This is a genomic window from Arthrobacter sp. 05N429, from assembly GCF_056397045.1.
The window spans coordinates 161,051-181,201 of record NZ_JBFTMQ010000007.1 but is presented as its reverse complement, the minus strand read 5'-3'; the positions used below and the strand labels follow the sequence as shown (position 1 = coordinate 181,201).

The 20,151-nt window shown below is 66.5% G+C and carries 17 protein-coding genes and 2 tRNA genes; 4 read left to right on the top strand and 15 right to left on the bottom strand.

Going from position 1 to position 20,151, the window contains the following annotated elements:
* Window positions 1–88 precede the first annotated feature (88 nt).
* On the top strand, window positions 89–760 hold the full coding sequence (locus AC1DF4_RS13840; RefSeq protein WP_476913422.1) for a vitamin K epoxide reductase family protein: 672 nt from the start codon (window positions 89–91) through the stop codon (window positions 758–760).
* 108 nt (window positions 761–868) lie between these two features.
* Here the strand turns inward: AC1DF4_RS13840 and ndk are convergent, their stop codons facing one another.
* From ndk to ileS, 4 genes are read right to left on the bottom strand one after another with little or no spacing between them, the layout of a single operon-like run.
* Entirely contained in the window at window positions 869–1,288 is a 420-nt protein-coding gene (gene ndk / locus AC1DF4_RS13835; RefSeq protein ID WP_476913421.1) for a nucleoside-diphosphate kinase, read from the bottom strand.
* 40 nt (window positions 1,289–1,328) lie between these two features.
* Window positions 1,329–1,772, bottom strand: coding sequence for a DUF4233 domain-containing protein (locus AC1DF4_RS13830; protein ID WP_476913420.1), 444 nt, complete (start codon window positions 1,770–1,772; stop codon window positions 1,329–1,331).
* A gap of 3 nt (window positions 1,773–1,775) precedes the next feature.
* Window positions 1,776–3,134: a bifunctional folylpolyglutamate synthase/dihydrofolate synthase gene (locus tag AC1DF4_RS13825; protein WP_476913419.1), complete on the bottom strand. Its 1,359-nt coding sequence runs from the start codon at window positions 3,132–3,134 to the stop codon at window positions 1,776–1,778.
* A 3-nt stretch (window positions 3,135–3,137) separates the two neighbouring features.
* On the bottom strand, window positions 3,138–6,530 hold the full coding sequence (gene ileS / locus AC1DF4_RS13820; protein ID WP_476913418.1) for an isoleucine--tRNA ligase: 3,393 nt from the start codon (window positions 6,528–6,530) through the stop codon (window positions 3,138–3,140).
* Between the two features lie 306 nt (window positions 6,531–6,836).
* Between ileS and AC1DF4_RS13815 the strand changes: the two genes are divergently transcribed.
* Window positions 6,837–7,889 (top strand): endonuclease/exonuclease/phosphatase family protein, encoded by a 1,053-nt coding sequence (locus AC1DF4_RS13815; protein ID WP_476913417.1) that lies wholly within the window; start codon window positions 6,837–6,839, stop codon window positions 7,887–7,889.
* A gap of 7 nt (window positions 7,890–7,896) precedes the next feature.
* Here AC1DF4_RS13815 and AC1DF4_RS13810 read toward each other — a convergent pair whose 3' ends face one another.
* Together AC1DF4_RS13810 and AC1DF4_RS13805 are read right to left on the bottom strand one after the other, a co-directional pair.
* Entirely contained in the window at window positions 7,897–8,673 is a 777-nt protein-coding gene (locus AC1DF4_RS13810) for an SDR family oxidoreductase (RefSeq protein ID WP_476913416.1), read from the bottom strand.
* 17 nt (window positions 8,674–8,690) lie between these two features.
* Window positions 8,691–9,050: a DUF488 domain-containing protein gene (locus tag AC1DF4_RS13805; RefSeq protein ID WP_476913415.1), complete on the bottom strand. Its 360-nt coding sequence runs from the start codon at window positions 9,048–9,050 to the stop codon at window positions 8,691–8,693.
* A 71-nt stretch (window positions 9,051–9,121) separates the two neighbouring features.
* On the opposite strand from AC1DF4_RS13805, the gene valS reads away from it, so the two are divergent.
* A complete protein-coding gene (valS, locus tag AC1DF4_RS13800) occupies window positions 9,122–11,728 on the top strand; it encodes a valine--tRNA ligase (protein WP_476913414.1) in 2,607 nt (868 codons plus the stop codon).
* 342 nt (window positions 11,729–12,070) lie between these two features.
* Here valS and AC1DF4_RS13795 read toward each other — a convergent pair whose 3' ends face one another.
* From AC1DF4_RS13795 to AC1DF4_RS13770, 6 genes are all read right to left on the bottom strand, one after another.
* A complete protein-coding gene (locus AC1DF4_RS13795; protein WP_476913413.1) occupies window positions 12,071–12,703 on the bottom strand; it encodes a mycothiol-dependent nitroreductase Rv2466c family protein in 633 nt (210 codons plus the stop codon).
* 103 nt (window positions 12,704–12,806) lie between these two features.
* The gene (gene clpX / locus AC1DF4_RS13790; RefSeq protein ID WP_346927403.1) at window positions 12,807–14,087 is read right to left on the bottom strand and encodes an ATP-dependent Clp protease ATP-binding subunit ClpX; all 1,281 of its coding nucleotides are present in this window, start codon (window positions 14,085–14,087) and stop codon (window positions 12,807–12,809) included.
* A gap of 149 nt (window positions 14,088–14,236) precedes the next feature.
* Entirely contained in the window at window positions 14,237–14,896 is a 660-nt protein-coding gene (locus AC1DF4_RS13785; protein ID WP_056430069.1) for an ATP-dependent Clp protease proteolytic subunit, read from the bottom strand.
* Window positions 14,897–14,934: 38 nt separating this feature from the next.
* Window positions 14,935–15,564, bottom strand: coding sequence for an ATP-dependent Clp protease proteolytic subunit (locus AC1DF4_RS13780; RefSeq protein ID WP_476913412.1), 630 nt, complete (start codon window positions 15,562–15,564; stop codon window positions 14,935–14,937).
* A gap of 246 nt (window positions 15,565–15,810) precedes the next feature.
* Window positions 15,811–17,205 carry a trigger factor gene (gene tig, locus AC1DF4_RS13775; RefSeq protein ID WP_476913411.1) on the bottom strand — a complete coding sequence of 465 codons (1,395 nt, stop codon included), beginning with the start codon at window positions 17,203–17,205 and terminating at the stop codon, window positions 15,811–15,813.
* 67 nt (window positions 17,206–17,272) lie between these two features.
* Window positions 17,273–17,347 (bottom strand) — tRNA-Pro (locus AC1DF4_RS13770).
* A 133-nt stretch (window positions 17,348–17,480) separates the two neighbouring features.
* On the opposite strand from AC1DF4_RS13770, the gene AC1DF4_RS13765 reads away from it, so the two are divergent.
* A tRNA-Gly gene (locus tag AC1DF4_RS13765) sits at window positions 17,481–17,551 on the top strand.
* 50 nt (window positions 17,552–17,601) lie between these two features.
* Here AC1DF4_RS13765 and AC1DF4_RS13760 read toward each other — a convergent pair.
* The 3 genes from AC1DF4_RS13760 to AC1DF4_RS13750 form a co-directional block, all read right to left on the bottom strand.
* Window positions 17,602–18,528 (bottom strand): Fpg/Nei family DNA glycosylase, encoded by a 927-nt coding sequence (locus AC1DF4_RS13760; RefSeq protein WP_476913410.1) that lies wholly within the window; start codon window positions 18,526–18,528, stop codon window positions 17,602–17,604.
* Window positions 18,528–19,019, bottom strand: a complete 492-nt coding sequence (locus AC1DF4_RS13755) for a ribose-5-phosphate isomerase (protein WP_476913409.1) — start codon at window positions 19,017–19,019, stop codon at window positions 18,528–18,530. Before AC1DF4_RS13755 ends, AC1DF4_RS13760 begins: the two co-directional genes overlap by 1 nt.
* Window positions 19,020–19,139: 120 nt before the next feature.
* Window positions 19,140–20,141 carry a hypothetical protein gene (locus tag AC1DF4_RS13750; RefSeq protein ID WP_476913408.1) on the bottom strand — a complete coding sequence of 334 codons (1,002 nt, stop codon included), beginning with the start codon at window positions 20,139–20,141 and terminating at the stop codon, window positions 19,140–19,142.
* Between the last annotated feature and the right edge of the window lie 10 nt (window positions 20,142–20,151).

Here is a 20,151-nt window from a genome sequence, read left to right as displayed (position 1 = left end):
CTTTGGACGGCACGAGTCTTCCCGGACTTCCCCCAGTCTCCGGCGATAGAATCGGACCAGTTGCACCGACCCGAAGGACTTTGATTCCATGCCCATCATCTCCAGTGCCACCAGCGAGGCGGCCGAGCGGCAGCAAGGCTCCAGCACGTCTGTTGCGGAACGGCCGTTGCCCCTGATGACCCGCGACCGCCCGTTCGCGTGGCTCCTGCTGATCACCGGCGTCGTCGGCTGGCTTGCCTCCGGAATCCTGGTGCTGGAGAAACTGGAGGTCCTCAAGGACCCCGGCCACGTGACCGTGTGCGATGTGAACCCATGGATCTCCTGCGGCCAGGTCATGCAGACGCCGCAGAGTTCGGTGTTCGGCTTCCCCAACATGTTCATCGGCATCGTGGCCTTTGCCGTCATCATCACCACCGCGATGGGCATGCTGGCCGGCGCCAGGTTTGCCCGCTGGTACTGGCTGGGCCTGCAGGCCGGCGTGACCCTGGGCTTCGCGTTCGTGGTGTGGCTCTGGTCGCAGGCGCTGTATTCCATCCACATCCTCTGCCCGTTCTGCATGGTTGTGTGGGCAGTGATGATTCCGCTGTTCGTCTGGGTCACCGTCCGCAATGTCTCCAACGGCGTGATCCGCCTGCCCGAGGGGCCGACCAGGATCCTGGGCGACTCCGGCTGGATCATCACGGCCCTGCTCTACGTCGCCGTGATCGCCACCATCTTCTTCGCCTTCATCCAGGTCTTCATCGGGACCTCCGGCTACTAAGCGGATGAACCCCGGTTAACCGCCGTGAGGTGACAGATAGGGCCAATGTTCGCGATGAACATTGGCCCTATCTGTCACCTCGGCGAGGCGGTCGGTCGGTTCCGGAGCTTAGTCCTGGAACCAGATCTTGATCTCGCGCTCCGCGGACTCGACGGAGTCCGAGCCGTGGACCAGGTTCTGCTGCACCTTCAGACCCCAGTCGCGGCCGAAGTCGCCGCGGATGGTGCCGGGAGCCGCCGTCGTCGGGTCCGTGGTGCCCGCGAGCGAGCGGAAGCCCTCGATCACGCGGTGGCCCTCGAAGATCGCGGCGACAACGGGTCCGCTGAGCATGAACTCGACCAGCGGCTCGTAGAACGGCTTGCCCACGTGCTCCTCGTAGTGCTGTTCCAGCAGTTCGCGGCTCGCGTCGACCTTCTTGAGCTCGGACAGGGTGTAGCCCTTGGCTTCGATGCGGGCGATGATGCTGCCGGTCAGGTTGCGGGTGACGCCGTCGGGCTTGATCAGGACGAGGGTGCGCTCAATGCTCACAGCTGCTCCAATGTGTTGGGGGCGGGATTCGGAAACAAGTCTAGTTGCTTTGCCCTTCGGGGTGGGCCGCGTCCCAGGCGGCCTGCTCACGTTCGCGCTGCGCGGACTCGCGGTCAATCCGGATGCCGGTACGGATCCCGTACCACCAGGCCACCGCGAAGAGTCCGCCGACCACGAACATCGCCGGTTCCAGGATGCCGGTCAGGATCAGCACGATCTGCAGGATCCAGCCCAGCGCCACTCCCCACGGCTTGGAGAGGACCGCGCAGGTGAAGACATACACGAGGCACAGCCCGATCCCCACCGAGAAGATCAGGACCGGCGGGAACTCGTCCCGCCGCAGCCCGAAGACGGTGAGGGTGCCGAAGAGCACCACAAAGGCCTCCAGCAGCAGCACGGTGGAGGCAAACATGACCTTGGTGGAGCGGCGTTTCTTAGGCATGCCCGGGCGCCATTCGCGCTGGGCCTTGGTGAGTTTTGCCATGGTCTACGCGTCCGCCTTTCCGAGCAAGATCCGGGCGTCCGCGACGAGCGTGATGGACCCGGTGACGAGGACGCCGCCGGCGAGGTCGTCGTTGGATTCGGCACGTTCCACCGCCCATTCGAGGGCGTCGTCGAGCTTCTCGGCGACGTGGATGTTGTCCTCGCCGAAGCCCAGCTCCTCGGCGAGTTCCGCGAGGTCCTCGGCCGGCACAGCGCGGGGCGAGTTGGACTGCGTGAAGCAGTACTCGGCAGCCAGGCCGCCCAGGGATTCCTTGAGCTGGCGGAGGATCTCCTCGGCGTCCTTTTCCCGCAGCACGCCCACCACCACCACGAGCTTCGTGAAGCTGAAGGCCTCGTGGATGGCCTCGGCGGAGACCCGGATGCCTTCGGGGTTGTGCGCGGCGTCGACGATGATGGTCGGCGCGGTGCGCAGCACCTCGAGGCGGCCGGGTGAGGTGACCGAGGCGAAGGCCTCCTGGACAACCTCGGCGTCGAGCGCCTTTTCAGCGCCGAAGAAGGCTTCCAGCGCGGCGATCGCGACGGCGGCGTTCTCCGCCTGGTGGGCGCCGTGCAGCGGGACCAGCAGGTCCTCGTAGCGGCCCGCGATGCCCTGGATGGTGACCATCTGCCCGCCAACGGCGACGGTGCGGGATTCGACGCCGAACTCGACGCCTTCGAAGCGGAACGGGACGTTGGTTTCCTTGGCCTTTTCCAGCAGCACCTGGGCCGCGTCACGGGGCTGCGCGGCGCTGACCAGGAAGCCGCCGGGCTTGATGATGCCGGCCTTTTCGTACGCGATCTCCTCCGTGGTGTCGCCCAGGAGGTCCGTGTGGTCCAGCGAGATCGGCGTGACCACGAAGACCTGGCCGTCGCCGACATTGGTCGCGTCGGTGATGCCGCCCAGGCCCACCTCGATGACGGCGACGTTGACCGGCTGGTCCGCGAAGACCGCGAAGCCGAGGATGGTGAGGCACTCGAAGTAGGTCAGCCGGGGCTGGCCCTCGGCTTCGAGTTCGCCGTCCACAATGGCCAGGTACGGGCGGATCTCGTCCCAGATCCGGACGAAGGTCTCATCCGGCACGGGGGCGCCGTCGATGCTGATCCGTTCGGTGACCTTGGACAGGTGCGGGCTCGTGTACCGCCCGGTGCTCAGCCCGTGGGCGCGCAGCCCGGCCTCGATCATCCGGGCGGTGGAGGTCTTCCCGTTGGTGCCGGTGACGTGGATGATCGGGAACGCCTTGTTCGGCTCCCCCAGGATGTCCATCGCCCGGTGCAGCGGGGCAAGCCGGGGCTCCATCTTGTTTTCCGGCGCCCGGCCCAGCAGTTCGGCGTAGACGCTCTCTACGGAAAATTCGTCGGTCATGGTTCAGGCCCCTATCTTTTCCACGGTGATCTGCAGTTCAGTACCGTCTCCGTTGGAGGACAAGCCAAGCTCCATCGTGAGGGTTTCGGTGACCACAAGGTTTTCGTGGGCCTTTACCGCGTCGACAATATCCATCGTGGCGGTGACGTTTGTCCGGATCCGGTCGCTCACGTTCAACCCGGCGTCCTTGCGGGCCTGCTGGATGGCGCGGACCATGTCGCGGGCGATGCCCTCGGCTTCGAGTTCAGGCGTGACCTCGGTGTTGAGCACCACGAAGCCGCCGCCCGGAAGGACGGCCGCCGCGCGGGATCCCTCGCCTTCGGCGGCTTCGGCCACGACGGTTTCCAGGGTGTATTCCTGCGGCTCGAGGGCGAGCCCGCCCGCGGTAACCACGCCGTCTTCGTCGACGCTCCAGTCGCCGGACTTGGAGCCCTTGATGGCCTGCTGGACGTTCTTGCCCAGGCGCGGACCGGCGGCCCGGGCGTTGACCACGAGCTTCTGTTCGATGCCGAACTCCTCCGGGGAGGCGCTCTCGGCGTCGAGCAGCCGGACGGAGCGCAGGTTCAGTTCATCGGCGACGACGGTGGCGAAGCCTCCCAGCGCGTCCGCGCCGGGTGCCACGACGGTGAGTTCCTGCAGGGGCAGGCGCACGCGCAGGTTGGCGGCCTTGCGCAGCGAGGAACCGGTGGAGCAGATCTGCTGGATCCGGTCCATGGCCTCGACGAGTCCCGGGTTGGCCGGGAACAGGTCCGCGTCCGGCCAGTCGGCCAGGTGCACGGACCGCCCGCCGGTGAGGCCGCGCCAGATCTCCTCGGAGACCAGCGGCAGCAGCGATGCGGCCACGCGGGTGACGGTCTCCAGCGCGGTGTAGAGCGCGTCGAAGGCGTCCACGTTCTCGTCGAAGAAGCGCTGGCGGCTGCGGCGGACGTACCAGTTGGTGAGCATGTCCAGGTAGCCGCGCAGTTCGTCGCAGGCGCCGGAGATGTCGTAGCTGTCCAGCTGGGCGGTCATGTTCCGGACCAGGTCGCCGGTGTTGGCCATCAGGTACTGGTCAAGCGTGTCGGCGTAGCCGTCGTAGCGGAGCTTCGCGTCGTACCCCGCACCACCTGCAGCGGCGTTCGTGTAGAGCGTGAAGAAGCTGTAGACGTTCCACAGCGGCAGGATGACCTGGCGGACGCCGTCGCGGATGCCCTGTTCGGTGACCACCAGATTGCCGCCGCGCAGGATGGGGCTGGACATCAGGAACCAGCGCATCGCGTCGGAGCCGTCGCGGTCCAGGACCTCGGAGACGTCGGGGTAGTTGCGCAGGCTCTTGGACATCTTCTGCCCGTCGGAGCCGAGGACGATGCCGTGGCTGATGACATTGCGGAAGGCGGGTCGGTCGAACAGCGCGGTGGAGAGGATGTGCAGCATGTAGAACCAGCCGCGGGTCTGGCCGATGTACTCGACGATGAAGTCCGCCGGGTTGTGCGTGTCGAACCATTCCTCGTTCTGGAACGGGTAGTGGACCTGGCCGTAGGGCATGGAGCCGGAGTCGAACCAGACGTCCAGGACGTCCTCGACGCGGCGCATCAGGGACTGGCCCTCCTCCGGGGTGCGGGGGTCGTCCGGGTTCGGGCGGGTCAGGTCGTCGATGAAGGGCCGGTGCAGGTCCACCTCGCCGGCCTTGTTCAGCGGCAGGCGGCCGAAGTCGGCCTCGATCTCGGCCAGGGAGCCGTAGACGTCGGTGCGCGGGTAGTCCGGGTCCGTGGACTGCCAGACCGGGATGGGGCTGCCCCAGTAGCGGTTGCGGCTGATGGACCAGTCGCGGGCGTTGGCGAGCCATTTGCCGAACTGGCCGTCCTTGACGTTGCCCGGGATCCAGTTGATCTCCTGGTTGAGCTCGGACATACGGTCCTTGAACTTCGTGACCTCCACGTACCAGGAGGACACCGCGCGGTAGATCAGCGGGTTGCGGCACCTCCAGCAGTGCGGGTAGCTGTGCTCGTAGCTGGCCTGGCGGACCAGGCGGCCTTGGGCGCGAAGCACCTGGGTGATGGGCTTGTTCGCCTCGAAGACCTGGAGTCCGGCGATCTCGGCGAGGTCGCCGTGGCCAAAGAGCGGCAGGAACTTGGCGCCCTCGTCCACCGAGAGGACCACGGGGATGCCGGCCTCTTCACAGACCTTCTGGTCGTCTTCACCGTAGGCGGGGGCCTGGTGCACGATGCCGGTGCCGTCGGTGGTGGTGACGTAGTCGGCGACGAGGAAGCGCCAGGCGTTCTCGGTGCCGAACTTCTCGGCGTCGGAGAAGTAGTCCCACAGGGGCTGGTAGCTCAGGCCGTCGAGTTCGGCGCCGGTGTGGCTGGAGGTGACTGCGGCTTCGGCCGCCGCGACGCCCTCGGCGCCGTCGCCGTAGCCGAGGTCCTTGGCGTAGGCGCCCAGCAGCTCCGCGGCCAGCAAGAAACTGCCGGCGACGGGAGCCTCGGCCGACGCGGCCTTGATGCCGTGCGGGCCGGCGGGCAGGACGACGTAGTTGATGGCTGGCCCGACGGCGAGCGCGAGGTTGGTGGGCAGCGTCCAGGGCGTCGTGGTCCAGGCGAGCGCCTGAACCCCGGCGAGCTGCCGGGAAAGCTCCGACTCCCCCGCCGTGATCGGGAAAGTGACCGTGACGGTCTGGTCCTGGCGGTTCTTGTAAACGTCGTCGTCCATGCGCAGTTCATGGTTGGACAGCGGCGTCTCGTCCTTCCAGCAGTACGGCAGCACCCGGTAGCCGTTGTAGGTCAGGCCCTTCTCGTGCAGCTGCTTGAAGGCCCAGAGCACGGACTCCATGTACTCGACGTTGAGCGTCTTGTAGTCGTTCTCGAAATCGACCCAGCGCGCCTGGCGGGTGACGTAGCTCTTCCACTCGTCGGCGTACTTCATGACCGACGCACGGCAGGCGTCGTTGAACTTGTCGATGCCCATGGCTTCGATCTGGGTCTTGTCCGTCATGCCGAGCTGCTTCATGGCTTCCAGCTCGGCGGGCAGCCCGTGCGTGTCCCAGCCGAAGCGGCGCTCCACCCGGCGGCCGCGCTGGGTCTGGTAGCGGCCCACGAGGTCCTTGGCGTAGCCGGTCAGCAGGTGGCCGTAGTGCGGCAGGCCGTTGGCGAAGGGCGGGCCGTCGTAGAAGACGAATTCGTTGGAGCCGGGCTTTCCGCCAGGAAGGTCAGATTCCCGCTGGTCGATGCTGGCCTGGAAGGTGCCGTCCTCATCCCAGTATTTGAGGATGCGTTCCTCGATCTCCGGGAACTTCACGGAGGCAGACACACCGGAGGTGTTGGACACGGCGTTGGAAGCTGTGTTGGACGCTGCGCTGGAAGCAGAGGTGGTGGAGCCGGCGCCGGAAGGTGCGGCGGAGGCCTTCGGGTAATAAGTCATCTCGACATCCTGGGTTGAGCTAGTGAACAAATGGGTTCATTCAGGATGCGAGGACGGCCCCTGCACTGTCTTTCGACAACACCGGCACCGCGGTACCACCTCACTTACCGGCACCCGTCCCGCTTCTTTGGGCAAAGAAGCTGCACCTGCACCGGCCGCTCATTAACTGCTGTGACGGGCTTACCCGTCCGGTTCTACCGGCCCTGGCGCGTGCTGACGTTGCACCGGGGCGTTCTTCCGGAAGCTCACCGGTGATGGCCGGGTCAAAGCTGCTAGAAGAAGTCTAACAACTGGAATCGGCCCGCAATGCCTACACTGAGTCCCATGATGTTCCGGGACCGGGGCCGCGCTGCCCAAGGGACGCCCGCGCGGCCTGCGGCTGCCGGCTGGCGGTTGATGGCGGGGCTGGCCGCAGCACCCGTCGTGGTGGTCTCCGTGTTCCGTGCCGTGCCGCGGGAATGGCCCACTACCGTTGTCCAGCTGGTGTCCTTCACCCCGTGGCTGGTGCTGCCCGCCAGCGTCTCCCTGCTGTTCGCCGTGCTGGGCCGCCGGCGGTGGATGGCGGGGGCCGCCGCGGGACTCGTGGCCGTGCAGCTTTTCTGGCTGGTCCCGCTGGACTACGGCCAGGCTGAGGCGGATGCCGAGGAAGGAACGGCCCAGGACACCCTGGAGCTCCGGGCGATGAGCCTCAACGCCAAACTCGGCAAAGCGGACGCGGCGGAAATCGTCCGGCTGGTCCGCGAGCACGGCATCACCCTGCTGACGATCCAGGAATACACCCAGGCCCTCGAAGACCGGCTTGGTGATGCCGGACTGGCCGGGCTGCTCCCGAACAGGATCAGCGCCCCCGCGGGCCGGGCCGCCGGGAACGCTGTCTACTCGGTCCACAAGCTGGAGCGCGCCGGGACAGTGCCCGACTCCCATTTTTCGATGCCGCTCATCCAGCTCACCGCCGAGTCCCAGGGGAAGCGGGCCGTCGTCGAGCTGACGAACGTCCACACGCGTGCTCCCGTAGGGGTGGGCTTGCCGAAGTGGCGCAGCGACCTCGCCGCGCTCGGCCAAGTGGTATCCCGGCCGGGAAATGTGGTGCTGGCCGGTGACTTCAACGCCAGCTACGACCATGCCGAATTCAGGCAGCTCCTGCAGGGTGAGGGCCGGAAGGTGGTGGACGTGGGGATGGCCCAGGGCTCACGCCTGATCCCCACCTGGCCCATGGACGGCCTGTTGCTTCCCGGCATCACGATCGACCACATCGTGACCAGCCCGTCGGTGCGCAGCGCAGGCTATGCGGTACACGGGGTGCCCGGAACGGACCACGCCGCCATCATGGTGACGCTGTCCGTCCCTGCCGACGGTTGACCGGCGTTTATGCCTTGCGGATCAGCTTGTAGTTGGCCGCCTGCGCCACCGGACGGATCACGATCTGGTCGAGGTTGACGTGGTGCGGTGCCACAACGGCGTACCGGACGACGTCGGCGACGTCCGCCGCGGTAAGGGGCTTCTCGACGCCGGCATAGACCTTCGCGGCAGCGTCCGGGTTGCCGCCGAGGCGGTTCAGCGCGAACTCCTCCGTCTGGACCAGCCCGGGAGCCACCTCGATCACGCGGAGGTTGTGCTCTGCCTCTTCGAGGCGCAGGGCGCCGGTGAGCGCGTGCTGGGCAAACTTCGCTGCGTTGTAGCCGCCGCCGCCCTCATAGGCGGAGAGTCCCGCCGTCGACGTCAGATTAAGGACGGTGCCTTCCCCGCAGGCGCGGAGCATCGGGAGGAAGGCCCTGGTGAGCTTCATGGTGCCCAGGACGTTGACCTCGAACATCCACTCCCAGTCCTCGGTCTTGGCATCGGCCACCTTGTCAGCGCCCCGGGCGCCGCCGGCGATGTTGATGAGCGTGTCGATGCCGCCGGCGCGCGTCACCTCGTCGAGGAGCCGGGCCACGTCGGCGTCGTCGGTCAGGTCTGCCGGAACCGCGACCGCGCCGGTTTCCGCGGCGAGCGCCTCCAGCCGGTCCGCACGCCGGGCCACAGCGTAGACGGTCCAGCCCTCGCCCCGGAGCGCGCGGACGGTGGCCGCGCCGATTCCGGTGCTGGCGCCCGTAACTACTGCTGATTTGGCTGCTGATGTCTTGATGTCGATTTCCTCAGTCATGGCACCACCCTAACGTTTTAGCGCTGCAGGAACTCCAGCAGCACCCGGGCATGGTTGGTCTGTGGGTCCCTCGCCCCGAACAGCAGTGTCACCTTCCCGTGCTCCGCGGCCAGGTCACGCAGCGTCTGCACGGCGGGGTTGCCGTCGAGTTCGGCTTCATAGGCGGTGCGGAAGTCGGCGAAGCGCTCCTGCATGTGCGCGAACTCCGTCCGCAGCGGCGGCGACGGCGCCACCTCCTTGAGCCACAAGTCCAGTTGCGCGCGCTCCTTGCTGACACCGCGCGGCCAGAGCCGGTCCACCAGCACCCGGCAGCCGTCGTCGTCGGCGGGTTCGTCATAGACGCGCTTGATCACGAAACGTCCGGCAGAATCTTCCATTTCCGCATGTTACTAAAGCCGGCCTGCACGCTACTGCAGGTCAACTCGCCGGGACGTGGAAGAATTGGCCCATGGCTGAAGACACTCAGGGTACAGACACGCCCACCACCGCCCCCATCAACGTTCCGGACAAGCCCGCCCTTGAGGGGCTGGAAGACGCCCTCACGCGGCGCTGGCTTGACGAAGGGACCTACAAGTTCAACCTGGACACCACCCGGGAGCAGGTCTACTCGATCGACACTCCCCCGCCCACGGCGTCGGGTTCGCTGCACGTCGGCCACATGTTCTCCTACACCCAGACTGACGTCCTGGCACGCTACCAGCGCATGACCGGGAAGAACGTCTTCTACCCCATGGGCTGGGACGACAACGGCCTGCCCACCGAACGCCGCGTGCAGAACTACTACGGCGTGCGCTGCGACCCCACCACCGCGTACGACGCCGGCTACCGACCGCCGGCGGAGCCTGCGAAGAACCAGCGCGACTTCGACGTCGTCTCGCGCCGGAACTTCATCGAACTCTGCGAGGAACTCGCCGTCGAGGACGAGAAAGTCTTCGAGAACCTCTTCCAGACGCTCGGCCTGTCCGTGGACTGGGACCTGACGTACCGCACCATCGATGACAAGTCCCGCGCCATCTCCCAGCGCGCCTTCCTGGCGAACCTTGCCGCCGGCGACGCCTACATGGCGGAGGCGCCCACCCTGTGGGATGTCACCTTCCGCACCGCCGTGGCTCAGGCCGAGCTCGAGGACCGTGAGGTCGCGGGCGCCTACTACCGCTACCCGTTCTTCACCGAAGACGGCGAGAAGATCTACATCGAGACCACCCGCCCGGAGCTGCTGGCCGCCTGCGCCGCGCTCGTGGCGAACCCCGACGACGAACGGTACCAGCCGCTGTTCGGCAAGAAGGTCACCTCCCCGCTGTTCGGCGTCGAGGTGGAGGTCAAGGCCCACCCGCTCGCCAAGGCGGACAAGGGCTCCGGCGTCGCCATGGTCTGCACGTTCGGTGACCTCACCGACGTCACCTGGTGGCGCGAGCTCCAGCTGCCCACCCGCGCGATCGTGGGCCGCGACGGCCGCATCATCGGCGAAACCCCGGAGTGGATCACCACCGCCGAAGGCCGCGCCGCCTTCGAGGCAATCGCCGGCAAGACCGTCTTCAGCGCCAAGGAAGCAGTGGTCGAACAGCTCGCCGCTGCCGGACTCCTCGACGGGGAGCCGAAGAAGATCATGCACCCGGTCAACTTCTTCGAAAAGGGCGACAAGCCCCTCGAGGTGGTTACCTCCCGCCAGTGGTACATCCGCAACGGCGGCCGGGACGCGGAACGCCGTGAGCGGCTCATTGCCCGCGGACACGAGATCGACTTCCACCCGGCGTTCATGCGCTCACGCTACGAGAACTGGATCTCCGGGCTGAACGGCGACTGGCTCGTCTCCCGCCAGCGCTTCTTCGGCGTGCCGGTGCCGGTCTGGTACCCGCTGGACGCCGACGGCAACCCTGACTTCGCGACCCCGATCGTCCCGTCCGACGCGCAGCTGCCGGTGGACCCCGCGGCCGACGCCGCCCCCGGGTACGAAGAGGCCCAGCGCGACGTGCCAGGCGGTTTCACCGGCGACGCCGATGTGCTGGACACCTGGGCCACGTCATCGCTGACCCCGCAGATCGTGGGCGGCTGGAGCACGGACGAGGCACTCTTCGCCAAGGTCTTCCCGTTCGACGTGCGCCCGCAGGCCCACGACATCATCCGGACCTGGCTGTTCTCCACCGCGGTCCGCGCCGACGCCCTGCAGGACGTCGCGCCGTGGAAGCACGCGGCCATCTCCGGCTGGATCCTTGACCCGGACCGCAAGAAGATGTCCAAGTCCAAGGGCAACGTGATCGTCCCGACCGACGTGCTCGAGGAGTACGGCTCGGACGCCGTCCGTTACTGGGCGGCCTCGGCCAAGCTCGGTGCGGACACGGCCTACGAGATCGCGCAGATGAAGATCGGCCGCCGCTTGGCCATCAAGCTCCTGAACGCCTCCAAGTTCGTCCTGAACCTGGGCGCCACCGAGGATTCTGTGGTGTCCGCGGACCTGTCCGTGCTGGGCAATCCCTTGGACCGGGCCGTGCTGGCGCAGCTCTCCGACGTAGTCGAGCAGGCCACGAAGGCGTTCGACAGTTACGACTACGCCCGGGCCCTGCAGATCACGGAGAGCTTCTTCTGGCACTTCACCGATGACTACGTGGAGCTCATCAAGGACCGTGCCTACGGCGCCGCGGGCGAGGCCGAGCAGGCCTCCGTCCTCGCAGCGCTGGCGACGAGCCTGGACACGCTGCTGCGCCTGTTCGCCCCGTTCCTGCCCTTCGCCACGGAGGAAGTCTGGAGCTGGTGGCGCGCCGGTTCGGTGCACCGTGCGGACTGGCCGGCCGCCGTCGCGGTCGACGGCGACACCACCCTCCTGGCCACCGTGGGCACCGCCCTGAGCGGTATCCGCAAGGCCAAGTCGGAGGCCAAGGTCAAGCAGCGCACCGAGGTCCTGTCCGCGACCATCACGGCCTCGGAATCCCTCACCACGCAGCTGAAAGCCGGCCTGGGCGACCTCAAGGCCGCCGCCAACGCGCGGGAGCTGACCCTGGTGGGCGGCGACGGCGAACTAGCTGTGAGCGACGTCGTCCTGGCACCGGCCGAGGTCTAGGAACCTGTTTTCAGGCAAAGGGGAAGCCCCATCAGCGTTTTGCCGTTGGTGGGGCTTCGACTTTTCGATTGTCACGTGACGTCTTAGACAATCTGGCGGGATCCTTGGATTTTCAGGTCTTCCTACCTCGTCACTGGTAGCCATCATCTGACTTTGCCGAAGGCTGCGTCGGATAAGTGTCACTGAATCTTTGGTTCCTGCGTCCCTCTTCTTTCGAAGTGGGTAAGTTCCATTGTTGTCCCGCCGTTGCCGATGCACAAGAGCCCCGAAAGAACTACATCACAGTAATTCTTCCGGGGCTCTTGGCGGGCCGGGCAGGTGCCCGGCGCGGTGTCTACGGGCCTAGTCGAAGACCGGGCTTTCGGTACGGCTCCGCTTGATTTCGAAGAAGTAAGGGAAGGATGCCAAGGCCACGGTGGCGTCCCAGATCCGTCCGGCTTCCTCGCCACGCGGGATGCGGGTCAGGACCGGGCCGAAGAAGGCCGTGCCGTTGAAAGCGACGACCGGCGTGCCGACGTCCTGGCCCACAAGCGAGATGCCCGCCTCGTGGCTGGTGCGGAGCTGGGCATCGAATTCGTCGCTCTGGCCGGCTGCCGCGAGCCCGGCCGGCAGTCCAGCCTCCGCCAGTGACTTGGCGATGACCTCGTCGATGTCCTTGTTGCCTTCGTTGTGGATCTTGGTGCCCATGGAGTCATAGAGCGGCTTGATGTACTGCGCACCGTGCTGTTCAGCGGCGGCAGTGATGACGCGGACGGGAGCCCACGCCTTCTTCATGAACTCCCGGTACTGCTCGGGCAGCTCGTCACGGCCCTCGTTGAGCACGGCGAGGCTCATCACATGCCACTCGGTCTTGATGTCGCGGGCTTCTTCCACTTCGCCGATCCAGCGGGAGGTCACCCAGGCAAAGGGGCACATCGGGTCGAACCAGAAGTCGGCTTTGTTGGTCTCGGCTGGGGTAGTCAGGGTTTCAGGCACAGGTGATCTCCTAAGGGAAGTCTGCTGGGGACAGGTGCGCCACTGGCTCGATGACCGGGCGCGTCAAATATAACAGCGGCCGGTGCGGACCATTTATTTGGGATCAGGCGGATTTGCGGCGTTTGACGTCGTGGGCGATCATCGTCGGCGCAGCCTTGTTGGAGACGACGTCTTCCGTGATGACCACCGTGGCGATGTCGTCGCGGCTGGGCAGGTCGAACATCACAGGAAGCAGGACTTCCTCCATGATGGCGCGGAGCCCGCGGGCGCCGGTGCCGCGCTCGAGTGCCTGGTCGGCGATCGTGTTCAGCGCCTCGTCATCGAAGACCAGCTCGACGCCGTCGAGCTGGAACATCTTCTGGTACTGCTTCACGAGGGCGTTCTTAGGGGTGGACAGGATCTGGATCAGCGCGGCCCGGTCGAGGTTGGACACCGTGGTGATGACCGGGAGGCGCCCGATGAACTCGGGGATGAGCCCGAACTTCAGCAGGTCCTCGGGCATGACTTCACCATAGGAGTCGGTGTTGTTCTTAACCTCGTTGAGCGGGGCGCCGAAGCCGATGCCCTTGCGTCCGGACCGCGAGCCGATGATCTCCTCGAGCCCGGCGAAGGCGCCGGCCACGATGAAGAGCACGTTGGTGGTGTCGATCTGGATGAATTCCTGGTGCGGGTGCTTGCGGCCGCCCTGCGGCGGAACGGAGGCGACCGTGCCTTCGAGGATCTTCAGCAGGGCCTGCTGCACACCCTCGCCCGAAACGTCACGGGTGATGGAGGGGTTTTCGCTCTTGCGCGAGATCTTGTCGATCTCGTCGATGTAGATGATGCCCTGTTCGGCCTTCTTGACGTCGTAGTCGGCGGCCTGGATGAGCTTGAGGAGGATGTTCTCGACGTCCTCCCCGACGTAGCCTGCTTCGGTCAGCGCGGTGGCGTCGGCGACGGCGAAGGGGACGTTGAGGCGGCGCGCCAGGGTCTGCGCGAGGTACGTCTTGCCGCAGCCGGTGGGGCCGATCAGCAGGATGTTGGACTTGGCGATCTCCACGTCGTCGTGGTGCACGCCTTCGGCGAGGCTGCCGCTCTTGGGGGCGTGGCCGGCCTGGATGCGCTTGTAGTGGTTGTAGACGGCGACGGCGAGCGAGCGTTTGGCGGGCTCCTGGCCGATCACGTATTCCTGCAGGAAGTCGAAGATCTCGCGGGGCTTGGGCAGCTCGAAACTTCCCAGGTCAGCAACTTCAGCGAGTTCTTCTTCAATGATCTCGTTGCAGAGTTCAATGCACTCGTCGCAGATGTAGACGCCGGGCCCGGCAATAAGCTTCCGAACCTGCTTCTGGCTCTTTCCGCAGAAAGAACACTTCAGCAGATCCGTGCTCTCGCCAATCCGAGCCATATGTGAACCCCTTTTAGTATCTTGCTGCCGCCTGTGACATGTTCCACTCTAGGTCACTTTAGGCCGGTTGGGTGGAAAGCCGACACCGGGGCGGCCACTTAAAGTGGGCCGCACCGGCGTCGGAAACTGCTTGTTACTTACTTGTTGCGCTACTTGGCAATGGCCTGGGGCTTGATCTTGCGGGAATCCAGCACCTGGTCGATCAGGCCGTACTGCATGGCCTCGGCCGCGGTAAGGATCTTGTCGCGCTCGATGTCGTTGTTGACCTGCTCCGGCGTCCGGCCGGAGTGCTTGGCCAGCGTGTCCTCGAGCCAGGAGCGCATCCGCATGACCTCGGCGGCCTGGATCTCCAGGTCCGAAGCCTGCCCGCCCTGGCCACCGGACAGCGAGGGCTGGTGGATGAGCACGCGGGCGTTCGGCAGGGCAAGACGCTTGCCGGGCGTGCCGGCCGCAAGCAGCACGGCTGCGGCGCTGGCGGCCTGGCCGAGGCAGACGGTCTGGATCTCCGGGCGGATGTACGTCATGGTGTCGTAGATCGCCGTCATGGCGGTGAAGGAGCCGCCCGGGGAGTTGATGTAGAGCGTGATGTCGCGGTCCGGGTCGGTGGATTCGAGCACCAGCAGCTGCGCCATCACGTCGTCGGCGGAGGCGTCGTCGACCTGGACACCCAGGAAGATGATGCGGTCCTCGAACAGCTTGGTGTACGGGTCCTGGCGCTTGAAGCCGTAAGGCGTGCGCTCTTCGAACTGCGGCAGCACGTAGCGGCTGCTCGGCAGGTTACCGGCAGTCGAACCGAAGTTGTAGTTCATGTTCATTGCTCCTGAATTCATTGCTGTCTACGTGCCGGTCAGTTCTCGGTGGCTGCGTCGGTGGGGCCGCTGCCGTTGGCGTTCGTTCCGCCGCCGCCGGCGACAGACCCGGCGTGCGCCGCGATCTTGTCGAAGAAGCCGTACTCGAGGGCGTCCTTGGCCGTGAACCACTTGTCGCGGTCGTTGTCCTTGAGGATGGTCTCGACCGACTGGCCGGTCTGGTCGGCCGTGAGCTCGGCCATGACCTTCTTCATGTGCAGGATGAGCTCGGCCTGGATCTTGATGTCCGAGGCCGTGCCGCCGATGCCGCCGGAGGGCTGGTGCATCAGGATGCGGGCGTTGGGGGTGGCGTAGCGCTTGCCCTTGGTGCCGGAGGAGAGCAGGAACTGTCCCATCGAGGCGGCAAGGCCGGTGGCGACGGTGACGACGTCGTTCGGGATGAACTGCATGGTGTCGTAGATGGCCATGCCGGCGGTGACGGAGCCGCCCGGTGAGTTGATGTAGAGGTAGATATCCTTCTCGGGGTTCTCGGCCGAGAGCAGCAGCAGCTGCGAGCAGATCGCGTTGGCGTTCTCGTCGCGGACCTCGGAGCCGAGCCAGATGATGCGCTCTTTCAGCAGGCGGTTGTAAATGTAGTTATCCTGGGCGGCCGGATCGACAGTAGCCATCCGGGGTGCCCCTGCTTGCTGTGACATATGTACTTACCTCTCGCTGGCGACGGTGACGCCACTGGACGACATCACTGAACTTTCCTACATGGACACTAACGGTTTTCCGGCCCGCTTTGTGCTCAGGCGCGGGGCTGTTCGCTGACGGCGCACGATTGCCCGGGAGGGTTCATCGTGGGCTTAAAACCCCGCACCCCCGGATCGTTGATCCGGGGGTGCGGGCGGGAACTGCGGGAACAGGAAGTGTTAGAACTTCACTGCTGCCGGGTCATCATTCTTGGCAGTGGCAGCTTCCTCGGAAGCGGCTTCTTCGACGTCGGCCTCGGGGGCCTCGACCGGTGCCTCTTCGCCGCCGGGGCGGACGAAGTCGCTGAGGTCAACCTTGTTGCCCTCGGAGTCGGTGACCTCGGCCTGGCCCAGGACGACGGCCAGTGCCTTGCGGCGGCGGACCTCGGAAACCATCATGGGGACCTGGCCGCTCTGATCGATGATCTGGGCGAACTGGTTCGGGTCCATGCCGTACTGGCTGGCGGTGGTGACGATGTAGTCGATCAGCTCGTTCTGGCTGACGTTGACTTCTTCCTTTTCCGCGATGGCGTCAAGGATGATCTCGTTCTGGAAGGCGCGCTCGGTGTTGGCCTTGACCTCGGCGCGGTGCTCCTCGGTGTCGTGCTCTCCTTCGCCGTGGGCGTTCTCGGCGTTGAAGTGCTGCTCGAGCTGCTCTTCGACGACGGATTCCGGGACGGGAACCTCCACGAGCTCAACGAGCTTGTCGAGGACCTTGTCGCGGGCTTCGACGCCCTGCTCGACGACCTTGGACTCTGCGGCCTGCTTGGCGAGGTCCTCGCGCAGCTCGGCCAGCGTGTCGAACTCGGAGGCCAGCTGGGCGAAGTCGTCGTCAGCCTCGGGAAGCTCGCGCTCCTTGACGGACTTGACCACAACCTTGACCTGTGCGGACTCGCCGGCGTGCTCGCCGCCCACGAGGGTGGTGTCGAAGATGGCGTCCTCGTCGGCGCTGAGGCCGGTGACGGCTTCGTCGAGGCCTTCGAGCATGGTGCCGGCGCCGACCTGGTAGGACAGGCCGGCAGCGGAATCAACCTCGGCGCCGTCGATGGAGGCGGTGATGTCGATCGTCAGGAAGTCCTTGTCGGCTGCCGGGCGGTCGATGGACTTCAGCGTGCCGAAGCGGCCGCGCAGTTCGTCCAGGGCCTTGTCGACGTCGGCGTCGGTCGACTCGGCGGCTGCGACCTCGACCTTGATGCCGGCGTAGTCGGGCAGTTCGATCTCGGGGCGGACGTCAACCTCGGCGTGGAACTTGAGTTCACCGTCAGTGGCGGAGGGGTCCGGAACCTCGGTGATTTCGACCTCGGGACGGCTCAGCGGGCGGATGCCGGTTTCCTGCACGGCAGCCTGGTACCAGCCGTTGAGGCCGTCGTTGATGGCCGTCTCCAGCACGTAGCCGCGGCCAACGCGCTGGTCGATGAGCTTGGAGGGGACCTTGCCCTTGCGGAAGCCGGGGACCTGGATCTGCGAAGCAACAGTCTTGTATGCCTCTGCGATGCTGGGCTTCAATTCCTCAAAGGGGACCTCAACATTGAGCTTGACCCGCGTGGGGGTGAGGTTCTCGACAGCGCTCTTCACAGTCTAAGTACTCCTGGTTTTAGGGGGTGGGGTTCTGCACCGCCAAAGCCTGGCGGTACTCGCAGAGTCGGGGTGACAGGATTTGAACCTGCGACTTCCTGCTCCCAAAGCAGGTGCTCTAGCCAAGCTGAGCTACACCCCGTAAGTGCACAGAACAGTCTACGGTCATATTGTGCCGGTTTGCACATTTGACAGCGGGGCCCTGAATTGGGTTTAGTTGTATCCGGCTTCAACAGCCGCCCGGAAGTTTTGCAGGAAAGTTCCTGCGAATTCCCGGGGACGTAGCTTAATGGTAAAGCCTCAGTCTTCCAAACTGATTACGCGGGTTCGATTCCCGTCGTCCCCTCCGAAATATGACGAAAAGCCCCTCCGCGGAGGGGCTTTTTTCGTGCCGGCTCACGGTGCCTGGCAGGCCGGGCACCAGTAGAGCTTCCGGGCGCCGAGATCCGTCAGGGCCACTGGCGTGCCGCAATCGCGGCAGTCCAGCCCCTGCCGCCGGTAGACGAAGTGGGACTGCTCCGGGGCGGGCAGAAGGCCCCGGGGTCCGCCGGCCACGGGCACGCCGCCGTCGGACGCGGTCCAGTAGCTTGGCGGTGTGGTGATGATCCGGCCCTCGCGGACGCCGTCGGACATCATGGCGACGGTGTCGTCCCAGAGCCGCCGGGCCGCCTCAGTGGAGAGTCCCTTCCCGGGCAGCCACGGGTCCAGGCCCTGCCGGAACAGCAGTTCGGCGCGGTAGACATTCCCGACGCCGGCCATCACCTTCTGGTCCATCAGCAGGGCAGCGAGCGGCGTGCGTTTGGCCAGGATCCCGGCGGTGAAGGAGTCCCGGTCGCCGGGAAGGTTCCGCAGCGGGTCCGGGCCGAGCCGCGCCAGCACGGCCCCGGCCTCCGCGTCAGTGATCGTTTCGCACGTGGTCGCGCCGCGGAGATCGGCCCAGCCGTGGGCCCCGGCGAGCCGGACGCGGACGGCCCCGACCGGCGCGGGCGGACCCGCGTACGCCTCGGCCGGCCCGCCGTCTTCGTAGACCTCCCGCTCCCCCACCCTGCGGGGCGCTCCGATGCTGGATGCGCCGCGGAAGCCGTCGTCGCCGCCGAAGTCCCAGGCGCCGTAAAGGCCGAGGTGGACGTGCAGGAACAGCCCGTGCTCGAACTCCAGGAAGAGGTGTTTACCGTGCGCCACGGAGCCGACGAGGGTGTGGCCGTCCAGCAGCGCCGCGCCCTGGGTGAACCGGCCCTGCGGACTGGAGACGGCGAGCCGCTCCCCCATAAAAACGTCCCCGAACTGGCGGGCCAGCCGGTGTACGGAATGCCCTTCCGGCACTAGTCGATGACCTCGCCGGTGCGTTCGTAGGTGGCGATCTTGCCGATCCGGCGGACATGGCGCTCGTCGTTGCTGAAGGGTTCGGCCAGGAACGCTTCGATGATTTCGGTGGCCTCGGCGACGCTGTGCTGGCGGCCGCCGACGGCGACCACGTTGGCGTCGTTGTGCTCACGCGCGAGCTTGGCAGTGGACAGGTTCCAGGCCAGCGCGGCGCGGGCGCCTTTGACCTTGTTGGCGGCGATCTGCTCGCCGTTGCCGGAGCCGCCCAGCACGATCCCGAGGGCGTTGGTGCCGGCTTCCTGGTCCGCCACCACCGCGAGGGCGGCGTTGATGCAGAAGGACGGGTAGTCATCCAGGGCGTCGTAGGCCTTGGGTCCGTGGTCGACCACGTCGTAGCCCTTGGCGGTGAGGTGGCTGACGAGGTGGGCGCTGAGTTCCATGCCGGCGTGGTCGGTGGCGATGTGCACGCGCGGGAAGTCGGAGGGGGTCACGGCGTATCCGTTCAGTCGGGCAGTCCGGTGCGGTCACGTGGGCTGCTGGTGCAGGGCGGGGGCTGTTCCCAGCCTACTAGGGCACGGCCCGGGAGGCTTGTTCGGCCGGCGTCCCGGGCTTCACACATCGGCGGCGCCGCCGGTCCGGCGCGCCCGGGCCGCCACCCGCGAGATCACCTGCGCAACGTTGTCCGCGGTCGTGGCGCTGCCGCCGCTGACGGTCAGGGTCCGCCCGTCCGAGCGGTCGACGACGACGGCGGGCCCGCTGCTGACCAGCAGGGCCGTCGCCGAGCCGTGGCTCCGGTAGCCCCAGCCGCCGTAGTCCGCAGCCCTGACCTCTTTCGGCGTCGCCGCCGCGATCGCAGCGGCCGGCACGTCCATGACCCGGACGAACCCCGCGGCGAAGACCCGCAGGCCGCTGCGGTCCACCCGGATGCGGGCGAACAGGCAGGCGGCGGCCAGCAGGGCCAGGGCGACCAGGAGGGCGCCCAGCCACGGCACGGCGATTGTGAGGAGTGCGGCGGGAAGCAGGGTGGCGATCCCCAGCATCACGAAGACCGAACTGCGGGCGTGGACCCACAGGCTCACGGAATCACGGGCCAGGTCGGGATCGAGTTCGCGGGCCAGGGCTTCCTCCATGGCACGGTCGTCGTCCGTGGACCAGCGCTCGTCGGCCTTGAAGACGAAGCCCATGACGACGCCCAGGCCCAGGGCCGCACCGCTGCCCATGGCGAGCACGGCGACGTCCACCTGCGCCCGGCCGGGGTCTTCCAGTCCGAGCTGACCAACCAGTACGGCGGCGAGGACCGTGGCGATGAAGAGGCTCACGAACAGTCCGGTCCCCATCATGATCCGGCGCATGATGGCCGGCCGGGAGAGCGGCACCGCCTGCACCAGCACGGCCCAGCCGATCAGCACGATCATGGCCGCACCGACCCCCACGACAGCCCCGAACGGCGCGAAGTCGACGGCGGCTCCCCCGGCCCAGCGGACCGCCAGCGGCTCGGGCAGATCGGGGCGGATCAGGAAAGCGCACACCATAAACCCGGCTGCAAGCATCAGGGGGAATCCCACGGCGAAGCGCAGCGCCCTCGCGTCGACGGAGTCTCGAAGCTTTCCCATATCCCCAACG